This is a genomic window from Marinobacter sp. EhC06, from assembly GCF_001650915.1.
GTDB lineage: Bacteria > Pseudomonadota > Gammaproteobacteria > Pseudomonadales > Oleiphilaceae > Marinobacter.
The window spans coordinates 67,496-81,136 of record NZ_LXYO01000001.1 but is presented as its reverse complement, the minus strand read 5'-3'; the positions used below and the strand labels follow the sequence as shown (position 1 = coordinate 81,136).

Below are 13,641 nucleotides of genomic sequence, written 5' to 3'. Positions count from 1 at the left end.
GAAAAGTCTGTTTATGCAATCACCCTGAAGACGGAACGCTCATGACTGAGGATCTTTCCCGGCTTCCCTTCGACGACCTGGTTCGACGCGTGCGGGCCTGTACGATTTGCGCCGACGTTCTGCCCCGTGGGCCAAGGCCGGTCATACAGATATCGGAAAGCGCCCGCATTCTGGTGGTCGGGCAGGCCCCGGGCAGGCGAGTGCACGAGACCGGGCTGCCCTTCAACGACCCCAGCGGCGATCGGCTTCGGCAATGGATGGGGATAACCCGGGATACCTTCTATGACGAGCAAAAGCTCGCCATCCTGCCCATGGGGTTTTGCTATCCGGGTACCGGAAAATCCGGGGATCTTCCGCCGCGGCCGGAGTGCGCGCCAGCCTGGCGCAACTTGTTGCTGGATCGTCTGCAGCATATCGGGTTGACTCTGGTTATCGGCCAGTATGCCCACGCCTGGCACCTGGCCGATTGTCGTAAATCCGTCACGGCCAATGTGCAGCATTGGCAGGAGTATTGGCCGGACGTTCTGCCTATGCCTCATCCCAGCCCCAGAAATAACCTCTGGCTGCGCCGCAATCCCTGGTTCGAAAGCGAAGTGGTGCCCGCGCTGCAGGGTCGAGTTGCCAAGCTTCTTGAGCCCGATTGAGGCCGGGAGGTTGTTTACTTGCCCGCGATGTCCCACTGCCTGAGCAGGTCCTCATAGCGGATGGTTTTGCCCTGGGGTTTTTCATTGTTCAGGCGAGGCTTCGGCGCACCGGGTTGGCCCAGCCACCACTCTTCGCCCTTTAGCTGTTCTTCATCCGCCATTCTCGGGCCGCAATCACCGGCCAGGAAATTACGCTCAATGACCGACAGGGTTCTGTCCTGTGCCGCAGCCAGGTTATCGAGCGCCTGCTGCGGGCTGACTTTACCCGTCACCGCATCGGCGATGTTTGGCCACCAGAGCTTTGCCAGCCTGGGGTAGTCTGGCACGTTCACTCCGGTGGGCGACCAGGCTGTACTCGCTGGACTGCGGTAGAACTCGACCAGGCCTCCCAGTGCCGGCGCTCTTTGCTGCATTTGCGGCGATTCCAGGTCTGAAAGCCGGATGGGTGTCAGGCCGTAGAGGGTTTTCTGCAGTGACACGGTGCGCGAGACGGTGAATTGGGCGTAAAGCCAGGCTGCTTTCTGCTGGTCAGCCCCCATTGCGCGCGGAATAGTCCAGGCACCAACGTCCTGGTATCCCAGTTTCATTCCCTCCTGCCAGTAGGCGCCGCGGGGGGAGGGCGCCATGCGCCATTTTGGGGTGCCGTCTTCGTTGACGACGGGTAAACCCTCTTTTGTCATATCGGATGTAAAGGCTGTGTACCAGAAAATCTGCTGTGCAACCTGTCCCCTGGCCGGTACGGGCCCGGCTTCCGAAAACGTCATGTCCGCAGCTTCCGGCGGAGCGAAGCGCTGCAACCAGTCAATGTATTTGTCCAGTGCGTAGACCGCCGCCGGGCTGTTGGTAGCGCCGCCACGACTAACCGACGAGCCAACAGGATGGCAGCCCTCCATACGAATGCCCCATTCATCGACCGGTAATCCGTTGGGGATGCCACGGTCACCTGCGCCTGCCATGGAAAACCAGGCATCGGTGAAGCGCCATCCCAGGGACGGGTCCCGTTTGCCGTAGTCCATGTGCCCGTAGACGCGCTCACCGTCAATTTCCTTCACGTGTACCGTGAAAAATTCCGCAATGTCTTCGTATGCGGACCAGTTAACGGGCACGCCAAGCTCGTAGCCGTAACGTTCCCTGAAGTGGGCCCTCAGTTCCGGCCGCTGGAACCAGTCGTAACGGAACCAGTACAGGTTGGCAAACTGCTGGTCGGGTAGCTGGTAGATCTTGCCATCCGGACCGGTGACGAACTCCAGGCCAATGAAATCTTCCAGTGCCAGGGTCGGCAGTGTAAATGCCTTGCCCGTCCCCTCCATAAAATCGCTCAGTGCCAGAGCCCAACCGCTGCGAGAATGGGTACCGATCATGTCGGAGTCATTGACGAATGCGTCATAACGGCCTTTGGCAGCCATGATCCGCTGCAGGTTTATCTGGCGGATGACCTCGCCTTCCGGTTTTCTGTCGTGAGTTACGGGAATCTCCGTGAGCTTCGAAAACGCAGGCGCTAAAACCCGAGCTTCATAGTCATGGGTTGGCAGTTGTTCCGACAGGACCGAGATCTCGGTTCCCTTGAGCTCCATGGCTGCGTGGGCGAACCAGGCCAGCTCTTCGGCCTGTTCATCCCCCGACAGGGTCGAATCCGGAAAGTGGTCATGGATCAGCGTGCGGATGAGCGATCGCTTTTCATCGGACAGCGAGTCGAAGAGGGGGCCGGCTATTGCCGGGCGGCTAATCACTAGCATCAAGCCGATAAATAGCAGAAATGTTTTCATGATCGTCTCTTGTTTTTGTTGCTTTTCGTACAATTAACGATCTTATGACTAGATAGAAGGTTCGTCAACGAAAAAAATATTGATCAGTTGTTTATTGGATTAAAGTGCTATTAAACAATAATTTAAGTGGTTTTTATGGTATTTTTGCCTTTCTGAAGCTCGTCTAAACGAAAATTTTTTCGATCATAAACTTTTCATTTCCGATTTTCGGCGTTAGATTTGTTCTGTTTCGAACTGTTGCGTTTTAAAACGAAAAGCGGGCAGTTCGTTAACGCAGTTAGCCACCCATGGCTATGTCCTTCGCAAGACGTTTTGGGTGGCTGACGATCGTTCAGCGCTAACAAAAACAGGAAGCTAACATGATCGAAAATAACAATGTTCCAACGTCGTCCAACAACCACTCGTTCCGAAAAGCTCCTCTGGCAGCCGCGCTCTTACTGGCGGCAGGCGTTTCTTCGCCAGCCCTGGCGGAAGTTTCTTTTGAGTCTGATAACGGGTGGAAAGCCGGTTTTAACGGGCATATTCCGATCTTTGCGGTGTTCGGGAACTATGACCAACCAACCGATGAGGATTCATTCACCATCACGACCGGCTTTAATCCGGCAACACTGCAAACCAACATCTATGCGCCGACCCAGAATGGCCTGGAAGTCTCTGGTCATTTCCAGATGAACGCCAACATTGCACCGGGCGATGCCAACGCCGAGTTCCGTAGCCGGGTTTCCGAGATTGCCGTGGCCGGCGATTTCGGCAAGGTCAATATTGGTAAGGGCTTCGGGATCTATGGGGTTCCTGCTATTGGTGATAACGGCAGCGCGCTGGGTGTCGGCCTGATCGGTGGGCCGGACCAGGTGGCAGCCACCGCCGGGCGCATCGGTAACGGTTACTTCTACGCCAACTTCACGCCCCGCGTGATGTATACCTCCAACAGCCTGGGCGGCCTGCAATTCAAAGTTGGCCTGTTCAGTCCGTCGAAGGTTAGTGAAGCAGATTTTCCAGCGGCGGCAGACGCTGAATACACCATGCCCCGGATCGAAGCGAACGTGGTGTACTCCGGCAACAATTTCTCCCTATGGTCCAGTGGCTTCACTCAGGACGTGGACTCGAAAACCGGTGCTTTTGATAACTACACCATGTCCGGTATCGATTTCGGTGGCTCCGTCTCACTTGGTGGTCTGAGTGTTCGCGGTAACTACGGCATGACCCAGGGTACCGGCAACGGCGTTTTTGCGGCCCGCCTGGACCCGAACGAGGAAGACGCCAGCCAGTGGTATGTTGAAACCACCTACCAGATCAACCGAACCACGCTGGGTGTCAGCTATGGTGAAGGCGAGGACGACTTTATTGCCGGTGACGGTGACGATACCGATCTGACCATGCTCTTCGCCCGGTATGCGGCGACAGACCACCTGACCCTTATGGCGGAATACACTACTCTGGGTACGGGTGACGGGCAGGGCGAATATGATGCGATCATCTTTGGTTCGCAGCTGACGTTCTGATTGATGCCAGATGACTGCTCCTCCAACCATAGGGGATGCAATGAAAAGGTTGAGGGTCATTCCTCAACCTTTTTTGTTGGAGTTTATGCACAAAGTTTCCGAGGGCAGGGGGAGGACTTACCCAAAACCGTGCGGAGCCAGGGATGGCGGAGCCGAGCTTACAGGGACGTATTTACAGCGTGTTTTGGGAAAGCCCTCCCCCTGTCCGTGTACTCCGGCGTAAAAAAGCTCCGGGCGGATAGAATCCGGCCGGAGCATAAATGCCTGAGAGAGCTTCAGGCGCTGTGGTGGAGAGCAGTTTTGCGAGTTTCAGTAGTGACAGTTTTCATCAGATAACGTTCCAGGGCTTCAATATCGGAGTCGCTGGCGTATAGCCCCTGTTTGGTCCTGCGCCAGAGAATATCCTCTGACGTCATGGCCCATTCGTTCTTGATCAGGTGCTCGACTTCGCGCTGATACAGCGTCCCGGCGAAATGTATGCCCAGATCGTCCATCGAATGGCAATCCCGGAGAATGTCATAGCTGGTTGTGCCATAGGTGCGCACATAGCGGCTAATCACCTTCTCTGAGAGCCAAGGGAAGTCTCGTCTGAGCTTTTCTTCAAGTGCCTCGTGGTTGGCAAAGTCGCCGCCCGGCAAAACTCCGGTCTTGGTCCAGCGCCCGCCAGCCTCTGGAAAGAACTGACACAGTTTGTCAGTGGCGGCTTCGGCCAGCTTGCGATAGGTCGTGATCTTGCCCCCGAAAACCGAAATCAGCGGCGCCTTCCCTTTTTCACTATTGACCTCGAAGGAATAGTCTCGTGATGCCTTTTGGGCATTCTCCTGCTCATCGTCCATAAGGGGGCGCACACCGGAGTAAGACCAGATCACATCCGAAGGCTCCAGTTGTCGCTTGAAATGGGAGTTCACGATGTTCAGAAGATAGTCGGTTTCTTCAGGCGAGATCTTTGCTTCTTTCGGGTCACCCTCGTAATCGACGTCGGTGGTGCCCACCAGCGAGAACTCATCCTCGTAGGGAATGACAAACACGATCCGCTCATCTTCATTCTGAAGAATGTAGGCTTCGGTGCCCTTGTTAAGCCTTGGAACCACGATATGGCTGCCTTTGACCATACGAATCATTTTCGGGGCCGGCATCGACAGGGTTTCACCGAATAACCTGCTCACCCAGGGGCCGGAGGCATTAACAATGGCCTTGGCCGACACGGTTTTTTCCGTTTCATCGGTCATGTCGCGGAGGGTGACTTTCCAGTCTCGGTTGCCCTGTTCCGCTTTGACGCACTTGGTGCGAGTCAGTATCTGCGCACCGAACTGCTGTGCTTTTTTCGCGGTCAGAACCACCAGGCGAGCATCGTCGACCCAGCCGTCCGAGTACTCGAAGCCCTTGGTGATATCGGGTTTCAGCGGATCGTTCTCACCGAACTTGATTGAGCGGGAGCCCGGCAGGATTTCCCGTTTTGCCAAATGGTCATACAGAAAAAGACCGGTGCGAATCATCCAGGCTGGGCGCAGGTGAGGACGGTGAGGTAACCGAAAGCGCATCGGCCACATGATGTGTGGGGAATTGCGCAGCAGGGATTCGCGCTCGGCGAGAGCTTCCCGGACAAGGCGGAATTCATAATGTTCCAAATAGCGCAGACCACCGTGTATCAGCTTGCTGCTGCTTGATGACGTGGCTGATGCCAGATCATTCATTTCGCAAAGCAGGACCTTCAGGCCTCTCCCCGCCGCGTCCATGGCAATGCCAGTGCCGTTGACTCCGCCGCCAACGACAATAACGTCAAACTGATCGTGCTCCATAGTCATTGTTGGTCATCTCCTGACGCCAATGGAAAAGACGCTTTGTTGTCATGCGCACTTTTCAATGTTCAATATGCGGTATGACTCTATTATGCGAAAGCCAAAGATATTCGTAAAGGAAAAAATAGAAAAAAAACGAAAAAGCGGAGGCGTTCACGTTTTCGTATAGAGGGGCAAGCGAAAAGCAATCAGACGATGTGGAGTTGTACGTTGTGTTCGGTCAGCAGCTGGCGGATTTCCACGGGAGGTTGCTGGTCCGTAAACACGTGATCGGCCTGGGAAATGCTACCGAGTCGGACCATGGCATTGCGCCCGAACTTGGAGTGGTCGGCTGCGAGAAGAACCTGGTTGGAGTTGGCAATGATTGCCTGGGCGACGCGGACTTCGCGGTAATCAAAGTCCAGGAGGGAACCATCGTTGTGAATACCGCTGATGCCAATAATGCCGAAGTCCATCTTGAACTGGTTGATGAAGTCTCGGGTAGCTTCGCCGACAATCCCGCCATCCCTGTTGCGTACCTCACCACCGGCAATGATCACGTGGAAATCTTCTTTGGCTGAAAGTATGGACGCAACGTGAAGGTTGTTGGTGACGATCTGCAGGTTGTTTTTTTCCAGCAGGGCCTTGGCAATAGTCTCGGTGGTGGTGCCGATATTGATGAACATCGAGGAGTTGTCCGGAATCAGTTCCACTAGAGCCTCAGCGATCCTTTCCTTGGCCTCTAGATCCATGATCTTGCGGGCTTGATAGGCGGTGTTGACCGTACTGGAATCGATGCCCGCTCCGCCATGGTGTCTGCGGAGCTTTTTCTGCTTGGCGAGTTCATTCAGGTCCCGGCGGATGGTCTGGGGCGTAACCTTGAACTGGTCTACCAGCTGCTCGGTCGTGACGAAACCGTTCTGCTGGATCAGCTCCATAATCAGATCCTGTCGGCGACGCTGTGCCATTAAAACCTCCTCCGCTCTGTCATTTTTCTCATGCGAAATACTGTGCGTCCGAAAACAGTCTCAAAGTTTAGTAGTTTTCAGCGGGTTATGCAGCTTTTTTAAAGGGGCTGGTTGGTAATATGCGCGCTTACCGTGAAAACCACTTGGCATTTATGTTCAAAAAAGTAAAAATACGAAAAAATAAGAAACCGAGGTCGAAACCCTATGAGCCAATACATACTTTCCATCGATCAGGGGACTACCAGTTCCCGAGCCATACTCTTTGACCTGCAGGGCAACATACATGCCACCCGCCAGCAAGAGTTTCCTCAGCACTTCCCGGCCAGTGGTTGGGTTGAGCATAATCCGGAAGATCTCTGGTCTTCGGTTCAGCAGACCTGTCACGCAGTAATGGCCGAAGAGTGTGGTGATCGTGGTGAAGTGGTTGCTGTAGGCATTACCAACCAACGCGAGACCACTGTAGTCTGGGATCGCAAAACCGGAGAGCCCGTATACAACGCCATCGTCTGGCAGGACCGGCGAACCGCCTCCTACTGCGAGTCCCTGAAAAGTGAAGGGCTCGAACCCTGGGTCAACAGCAAGACCGGCCTGCTGATTGATCCTTATTTCTCTGCCACCAAAATCCGCTGGATTCTGGAAAATGTCGACGGAGTGCGGGAGCGTGCGGAGCGCGGCGAGTTAGCTTTCGGTACCGTCGACAGCTTTTTGTTGTGGCGATTGACAGGTGGCCGCGAGCATCGCACTGACGCCACCAATGCCAGCCGTACAATGCTGTTCAACATTCACAACCAGAAATGGGATCCGGAGCTCCTGGAGCTTTTCGGCATTCCCGAATCGCTGTTGCCCGAGGTAATGGACTCTGCCGATCAGTTCGGAGAGATCACAGAGGGTGGAGCCCTTAACGGAACCTCGGTGCTCGGTATTGCTGGAGATCAACAAGCGGCCCTGTTCGGTCAGACCTGCTTCGGTATCGGTATGGCGAAAAGCACCTACGGCACCGGTTGCTTCCTGATGCTCAATACCGGCGACAAAGCCTTGCAATCGGAGCACCGGTTGCTGACCACGGTGGCCTATCGGGTGAATGGCAAGCCTACTTATGCCCTTGAGGGCAGTATCTTTATCGCCGGCGCCACCATTCAATGGCTGCGGGACGGCCTTCAGCTTATCCGGGATGCCTGTGAAACGGAGCCTCTGGCTGAGGGAACGCCAGTCGATCATGGTGTATACCTGGTGCCGGCATTTACCGGGCTTGGGGCGCCCTATTGGGATCCCAATGCGAGAGGCGCCATATTTGGTCTGACCCGCGATACCGGCATCAAGGAGATTGTCACGGCGGGCCTGCAATCCGTTTGCTATCAGACCAAGGATCTGCAGAAGGCCATGGAAAAAGACGGCATTCGCCCGGTTAACCTCAGGGTCGACGGTGGCATGGTGGCGAATAACTGGGTTTTGCAGTTTCTGGCTGACATTCTTGGTGCCCGGGTGGATCGCCCGTCGCTTGTTGAAACCACGGCCCTGGGCGCCGCTTACCTGGCGGGCCTTGAAGCAGGTGTTTACAAATCTCTCGAGGAGCTCGCGGAATTATGGCGATGCGATCGGAATTTCGAGCCGGTCATGACCAAAGAGGATCGGGACAAGCTGTACGATGGCTGGATCCAGGCGGTGGAAAAGCTTTGAAGCCCTGACTTTCCCGGCAGCGAATATCAGCGAACTCCCAATTCCCGCAGGCGCTTGTAAAGTGTGTTGCGGCTGATAGCGAGTTCTCTTGCTGCCTGAGATACGTTGCCTGTGCATTTTCGATAGACCTTGAGCGTTGTGGCAAGTGTATCTTCTGGTTCCACCTCAACGTTGTCGACACCGGGCTCCAGGATCGCTGTTTCGGACTTCTCACCGGTAGTGGCCTCGAATTCCGCGAGAAAGTCTTCCGGCAAGTGCCAGACCTGCACGTCCTCCCCGTCTGCAATCGCGATCGCCACCCGCAACACATTTACCAGTTGCCGGATGTTGCCAGGCCATGGGTGGTTCTCCAGGGCGGAAAGAACTTTGGGAGACAGATGCTCTGACTGGCCGGGATCCCGGTGCTGCGAATAGAGGGTTTGTATCAGGGGCAACCTGTCGGCCCGGTTCCGAAGCGCAGGGAGTTCTACGCAAAGGCCGTTGATGCGGTAGTAGAGGTCCGCCCGGAAATGGCCGTTGTCGATACGTGAGGCCAGAGGTCGGTTGGTCGCGGTAACCAGCAGAATATCGACAGGAACACTGTCAGTGGAGCCCACCGGGGTAACGACCCGTTCCTGCAGCACTCGAAGTAGCCGGGACTGCGCCGACAGGGGCATTTCGCCAATCTCATCAAGAAACAGAATACCCTTGTGGGCCTTCCGGATAAAGCCCAGCGAACCCTGCGCCCGGGCGCCGGTGAAGGCACCGGCTTCGTAACCGAACAGCTCCGACTCAACCAGTTCCGGCGGAATGGCCGCGCAGTTAACCGCGACCAGTGGTTGATCCTTGCGGTGGGATGCCCGATGCAGGGCCTTGACCAGCACTTCCTTACCGACCCCTGTCTCGCCGGTGATAAGAACCGGAACGCCCCGTTGAAGTACCTTGAGACTTTGTGTGGCGCAACGTTTCACTGCCGAATCACCGAACTCCAGGTTGTCGATACCCAGAAACTCATCTGAATACCTGCGGTCGTTCGACAGCGGTAATGGGCTGATCCGAGCCGGGTTATCGGCAACCCTTGTAGGGCGTTTGATCCGGGCACTCAGTCGCACCTTGCTGCGGGTGGTCAGTTGCAAGGTTTCGGTTTCCGGATGGCCAAGAATTTGATTGCGGCGGCTCGTAAACAATTCATCCAGGCGGGCCTCGACGGTATTCATCCCCAGTAACTGGTCCGCTCGCTGGTTGCTCGCAATGACCCGCCCGGAATCATCGCAAACCAGGATTCCCGACCAGGGGCTGTCGAAGTTATCCGCCGTTGTATTCAGGGTTATCTGGAAATGATCGGGGCCAAACTGACGGTTGATGAGGCGATTTTCGACAGATTGAGAAAGTAGCCGAACCATGCCCAGGGTGTGCGCCTGTGGCAGGTAAGCGTCGCTGAATACACTTAGAACACCGGCAATCTGCCTGTGGGCGTCGAAAATAGGGGCTGCAGAACCAATGATGCTCCGGTTCATTTTCAGGAAATGTTCGTTTCGCTGAATCTGGACGGGCGCACCGACGGCAATCGAGGTGCCAATGGCGTTGGTACCGCAATTCTGTTCCTGCCAGTTCGCTCCTGTCTGGAACCAGGGTTTCAGGCGGGTCTCGGTGATACGTTCATCACCCCAGCTGTTCAGCACCGTGGCGTGCTGATCGGCAAGCAGAATGAGGCATCGGCTGTTGGAAAGTACGTTCCGGTAGTAGGGCAGAACTTCAGCCTCGGTCACCGAGAGCAATTCCCTGTACTGGCGGTTTATTTCTTCCAGCCTGGCGGATTCCGGCATCAGCGGTGTTGGCTCATGATCGTGATCAAGGCCCCAGGCAATACACCGGTTCCACGAATCGGCAATAACGCTCCGGTAATCCGAATATTCGTTTTTTCTCATCTGGTGTCACTCTGGCATTCGTTTTTTGTTCTGGTCGACGTTCGAGCAGCTAACCCAGGCAAATGTGTCAAAGGTTTTGCTCAATCATCTGTGCAAATGGTGTTCACGTCAATGTTCAATTTGAACAAAGTATTGCTAAACGAACATTCGTATTTTCGGATGAGAAACTAGAGTAAAAATAAAATGCTATGTAAAACAGTGTTGTAGGTGAAATTACCTACGGAGCTTCGAAATCTGGTATAGCCCTTGCGTAAGGAGATTCGAAATCGAATTTTCGTGGTCGGTGTAAATCGGCCCGGAGTGCGTTTCCACAAGAACAAAAAGGAAAGCCTATGTCCTTAACACTGGAGAATCTCTCCCGTGAGGTCGACGGTGTCGACTATATCCGGGATGCCAACCTCACCTTTGAGGCAGGTTCCTTTAACGTTCTGCTCGGCCGGACACTGGCCGGAAAGACTTCACTGATGCGACTGATGGCCGGGCTGGACAAGCCTGATAGCGGCCGTCTGATCTATAACGGTGAGGACGTCACAGGGCAGAGCGTGCAGAGCCGCAACATATCGATGATCTATCAGCAGTTCATCAATTACCCCAATCTGACCGTCTACGAAAACATCGCCTCGCCGCTGCGGCTTGCAAAAATGGCGGAGTCCGAGATTGATCGCCGGGTGAAAGAAACCGCGTCCATGCTTCGGATAGACCCTCTGCTCAAACGCTACCCGCTGGAACTGTCTGGTGGCCAGCAGCAGCGAACTGCCATGGCCCGGGCGCTGGTGAAGGATGCCGCGCTGGTGCTATTCGATGAGCCTCTGGTCAACCTTGATTACAAGCTGCGCGAAGAGCTCAGGGCGGAACTGCGGGACCTGTTCCGGGAGCGGCAGTGCATAGCGGTATACGCCACCACGGAAGCCAACGAAGCCCTGGCGCTCGGTGGCACAACCACATTGTTACACGAAGGCCAGGTGGTTCAGACCGGCCCGGTGATGGATGTCTACCGCGCCCCCGTGAACACCCTCGCTGCACAGTTGTTCAGTGAACCCCCGATGAACATGATTCGCGGGCGTGTTTCTGAAACCGAAGTGACCTTCGACGAATATTCACACCACGCGCTGACCCAGGAGCTGGCCAAGCTTCAACCGGGTGACTACTGGTTCGGGATCCGACCCAGCCATATCGGTCTGGTGCCTACCAGCGACGATGATCTGGAAATGTCCATGGAGGTAGAGCTCAGCGAAATCAGTGGCTCTGAAACCTTCATGCATGTGGAGAACAGTCACTTCGAAATGGTCTTGCAGTTGATGGGCGTGCATCAGTACCACACAGGCTCACCAATCAAGGTGTACTTGCCGATCAACAAACTGTTCGTCTTCGACAATAACGAACAACTGGTGCACACACCGTCTCAGGTTTCAGGAGGGTCTGTCTGATGGCTGAAATTCAATTGAAATCACTCGCCCACAGTTACAGTGATATGCCCGAGGGCCCTGACGATTACGCCATCCGTCAGCTCGACCACGTCTGGCACAAGGGTGGGGCTTACGCGCTGCTGGGGCCGTCCGGTTGCGGGAAAAGCACCATGCTGAACATTATTTCCGGCCTGGTTCAGCCCTCCGAGGGCGATGTCCTGTTCGACGGAAAGCGTGTCAATGAGCTGTCTCCCCGAGACAGAAATATTGCCCAGGTTTTCCAGTTTCCGGTCATTTACGACTCCATGACCGTCTACGACAATCTGGCGTTTCCCCTCAAGAACAACAAGGTTCCAGCTTCCAAGATCAAGGCCCGCGTTCATGAGATTGCCGAAGTCCTGGAGATTGAGGACAAGCTCTACAAAAAGGCAAAGAACCTGACCGCGGATGAGAAGCAGAAGGTTTCCATGGGCCGCGGCCTGGTGCGGGAAGACGTTTCGGCCATTCTGTTCGACGAGCCACTGACGGTGATCGATCCGCAACTCAAGTGGAAGCTGCGCCGCAAGCTCAAGCAGATTCACGAGCAGTTCGACATCACCATGGTGTATGTCACCCACGACCAGCTCGAAGCCTCCACTTTTGCCGACAAGATTGCCGTGATGTACGGCGGGCAGATCGTCCAGTTCGGCACCCCAACGGAGCTGTTCGAACAGCCCAACCACACCTTCGTGGGTTTTTTCATCGGAAGTCCCGGCATGAATCTCATCGAGGTACAGCGATGTCCCCGGGGCGTGTGTTTCGGAGGCACGGTTGTGGCACTTGAACCCTGGCAGGTTGATGTCCTGCAGCGGACCAGGTCCACCAACATCAAGATCGGAATCCGCCCTGAGTTTGTGGAAGTGTCCTCAGTGGCTTCAGACGACACCTTCGAGGCGGAGGTCCTGGATGTCGAGGATCTGGGTACCTACAAGATAGTTACCGTGCAGCTCGACCACGAGAAAATGAAAGTCCGGCAGAGTGAGGACTTCGCAGCATCGATTGGCAGCCGGGTTCATCTCTCGTTCCCGAAGCAATGGCTGAAGCTGTATGTGGATGAATTCCTGGTACAGGAGCAACAGTGATGCAAAAGGTACAAAACAACAAAGCCTGGTGGCTGGTGCTGCCGGTATTTCTGCTCGTTGCCTTCTCGGCGCTGATTCCGCTGATGACCGTGGTGAATTACTCGGTCCAGGATATTTTCGGTCCGGGCCAGGCGTTCTATGTAGGCACAGAATGGTTCAAGGAGGTGCTGAGCAACGAGCGCCTGCAGGATTCCCTGATTCGCCAGTTTATATTCTCTGGCGCGGTCCTCTTGATCCAGATCCCTCTCGGGATCGGGGTTGCCCTGATGATGCCCAAATCCGGCATCAAGGGCTCGCTCTGTCTGATTCTGCTGGCCATTCCGCTGCTGATTCCCTGGAACGTGGTTGGCACCATCTGGCAGATCTTCGCCCGTGGCGACATCGGTCTGTTCGGCTGGGGGATCAATCAGTTGGGTATTGACTACAACTATACCGGAGACACCCTTGATGCGTGGTTGACGGTTCTGTTGATGGATGTCTGGCACTGGACTCCGCTGGTGGCCTTACTCTGCTACTCCGGACTGAGGGCGATTCCGGAGGCCTTCTACCAGGCGGCGGAAATTGACCGTGCCTCGAAATGGGCGGTGTTCCGGTATATCCAGCTGCCCAGGCTCAAGAGTGTTCTTATCATCGCAGTGCTGTTGCGGTTCATGGACAGCTTCATGATCTACATTGAGCCGTTTGTGCTTACCGGTGGTGGGCCGGGCAGCTCCACAACCTTCTTGAGCCAGACCCTGACAACCATGGCAATCGGGCAGTTTGATCTGGGGCGCGCGGCTGCGTTCTCGCTGATCTACTTCCTCATTGTATTGCTGATTTCATGGCTCTTCTTTACCGCCATTACGCACGCCGACAAAGAAAAATAAGGAGAG

At 55.2% G+C, this 13,641-nt stretch carries 10 protein-coding genes; 6 read left to right on the top strand and 4 right to left on the bottom strand.

Translation table 11 applies throughout. The annotated features are described in order from the left end of the window. Nucleotides 1–41 precede the first annotated feature (41 nt). A complete protein-coding gene (locus tag A8B84_RS00325; RefSeq protein WP_064228928.1) occupies nt 42–644 on the top strand; it encodes a uracil-DNA glycosylase family protein in 603 nt (200 codons plus the stop codon). 14 nt (nt 645–658) lie between these two features. Here the strand turns inward: A8B84_RS00325 and A8B84_RS00320 are convergent, their stop codons facing one another. Then, complete coding sequence (locus tag A8B84_RS00320; protein WP_064228929.1) at nt 659–2,410, bottom strand: ABC transporter substrate-binding protein; 1,752 nt, start codon at nt 2,408–2,410, stop codon at nt 659–661. Between the two features lie 359 nt (nt 2,411–2,769). On the opposite strand from A8B84_RS00320, the gene A8B84_RS00315 reads away from it, so the two are divergent. Continuing rightward, nucleotides 2,770–3,912, top strand: coding sequence for a porin (locus tag A8B84_RS00315; RefSeq protein WP_064228930.1), 1,143 nt, complete (start codon nt 2,770–2,772; stop codon nt 3,910–3,912). A 275-nt stretch (nt 3,913–4,187) separates the two neighbouring features. On the opposite strand, the gene glpD is transcribed toward A8B84_RS00315, so the two are convergent. Together glpD and A8B84_RS00305 are read right to left on the bottom strand one after the other, a co-directional pair. Beyond that, on the bottom strand, nt 4,188–5,717 hold the full coding sequence (gene glpD / locus A8B84_RS00310) for a glycerol-3-phosphate dehydrogenase (RefSeq protein WP_064228931.1): 1,530 nt from the start codon (nt 5,715–5,717) through the stop codon (nt 4,188–4,190). A 182-nt stretch (nt 5,718–5,899) separates the two neighbouring features. After that, nucleotides 5,900–6,658 (bottom strand): DeoR/GlpR family transcriptional regulator, encoded by a 759-nt coding sequence (locus tag A8B84_RS00305; RefSeq protein WP_053112348.1) that lies wholly within the window; start codon nt 6,656–6,658, stop codon nt 5,900–5,902. A 204-nt stretch (nt 6,659–6,862) separates the two neighbouring features. Between A8B84_RS00305 and glpK the strand changes: the two genes are divergently transcribed. Beyond that, complete coding sequence (glpK, locus tag A8B84_RS00300) at nt 6,863–8,335, top strand: glycerol kinase GlpK (protein WP_064228932.1); 1,473 nt, start codon at nt 6,863–6,865, stop codon at nt 8,333–8,335. Between the two features lie 26 nt (nt 8,336–8,361). On the opposite strand, the gene A8B84_RS00295 is transcribed toward glpK, so the two are convergent. Beyond that, nucleotides 8,362–10,242, bottom strand: coding sequence for a sigma-54-dependent Fis family transcriptional regulator (locus tag A8B84_RS00295; protein ID WP_064228933.1), 1,881 nt, complete (start codon nt 10,240–10,242; stop codon nt 8,362–8,364). 332 nt (nt 10,243–10,574) lie between these two features. On the opposite strand from A8B84_RS00295, the gene A8B84_RS00290 reads away from it, so the two are divergent. Genes A8B84_RS00290 through A8B84_RS00280 form a run of 3 tightly spaced genes read left to right on the top strand, consistent with a single transcriptional unit; the run spans nt 10,575 to nt 13,635 of the window. After that, entirely contained in the window at nt 10,575–11,669 is a 1,095-nt protein-coding gene (locus A8B84_RS00290) for an ABC transporter ATP-binding protein (protein ID WP_064228934.1), read from the top strand. Then, nucleotides 11,669–12,769: an ABC transporter ATP-binding protein gene (locus tag A8B84_RS00285; RefSeq protein WP_064228935.1), complete on the top strand. Its 1,101-nt coding sequence runs from the start codon at nt 11,669–11,671 to the stop codon at nt 12,767–12,769. The genes A8B84_RS00290 and A8B84_RS00285 overlap by 1 nt, the downstream gene beginning before the upstream one ends. After that, the gene (locus A8B84_RS00280; protein ID WP_064228936.1) at nt 12,769–13,635 is read left to right on the top strand and encodes a carbohydrate ABC transporter permease; all 867 of its coding nucleotides are present in this window, start codon (nt 12,769–12,771) and stop codon (nt 13,633–13,635) included. The genes A8B84_RS00285 and A8B84_RS00280 overlap by 1 nt, the downstream gene beginning before the upstream one ends. Nucleotides 13,636–13,641 lie beyond the last annotated feature (6 nt).

Coding starts and splice junctions, on each gene's coding strand:
- A8B84_RS00320 (WP_064228929.1), bottom strand. CDS start 2,410: ATGAAAACATTTCTGCTATTTATCGGCTTGATGCTAGTGATTAGCCGC.
- A8B84_RS00280 (WP_064228936.1), top strand. CDS start 12,769: ATGCAAAAGGTACAAAACAACAAAGCCTGGTGGCTGGTGCTGCCGGTA.
- A8B84_RS00295 (WP_064228933.1), bottom strand. CDS start 10,242: ATGAGAAAAAACGAATATTCGGATTACCGGAGCGTTATTGCCGATTCG.
- A8B84_RS00290 (WP_064228934.1), top strand. CDS start 10,575: ATGTCCTTAACACTGGAGAATCTCTCCCGTGAGGTCGACGGTGTCGAC.
- A8B84_RS00305 (WP_053112348.1), bottom strand. CDS start 6,658: ATGGCACAGCGTCGCCGACAGGATCTGATTATGGAGCTGATCCAGCAG.
- glpD (WP_064228931.1), bottom strand. CDS start 5,717: ATGACTATGGAGCACGATCAGTTTGACGTTATTGTCGTTGGCGGCGGA.
- A8B84_RS00315 (WP_064228930.1), top strand. CDS start 2,770: ATGATCGAAAATAACAATGTTCCAACGTCGTCCAACAACCACTCGTTC.
- A8B84_RS00325 (WP_064228928.1), top strand. CDS start 42: ATGACTGAGGATCTTTCCCGGCTTCCCTTCGACGACCTGGTTCGACGC.
- glpK (WP_064228932.1), top strand. CDS start 6,863: ATGAGCCAATACATACTTTCCATCGATCAGGGGACTACCAGTTCCCGA.
- A8B84_RS00285 (WP_064228935.1), top strand. CDS start 11,669: ATGGCTGAAATTCAATTGAAATCACTCGCCCACAGTTACAGTGATATG.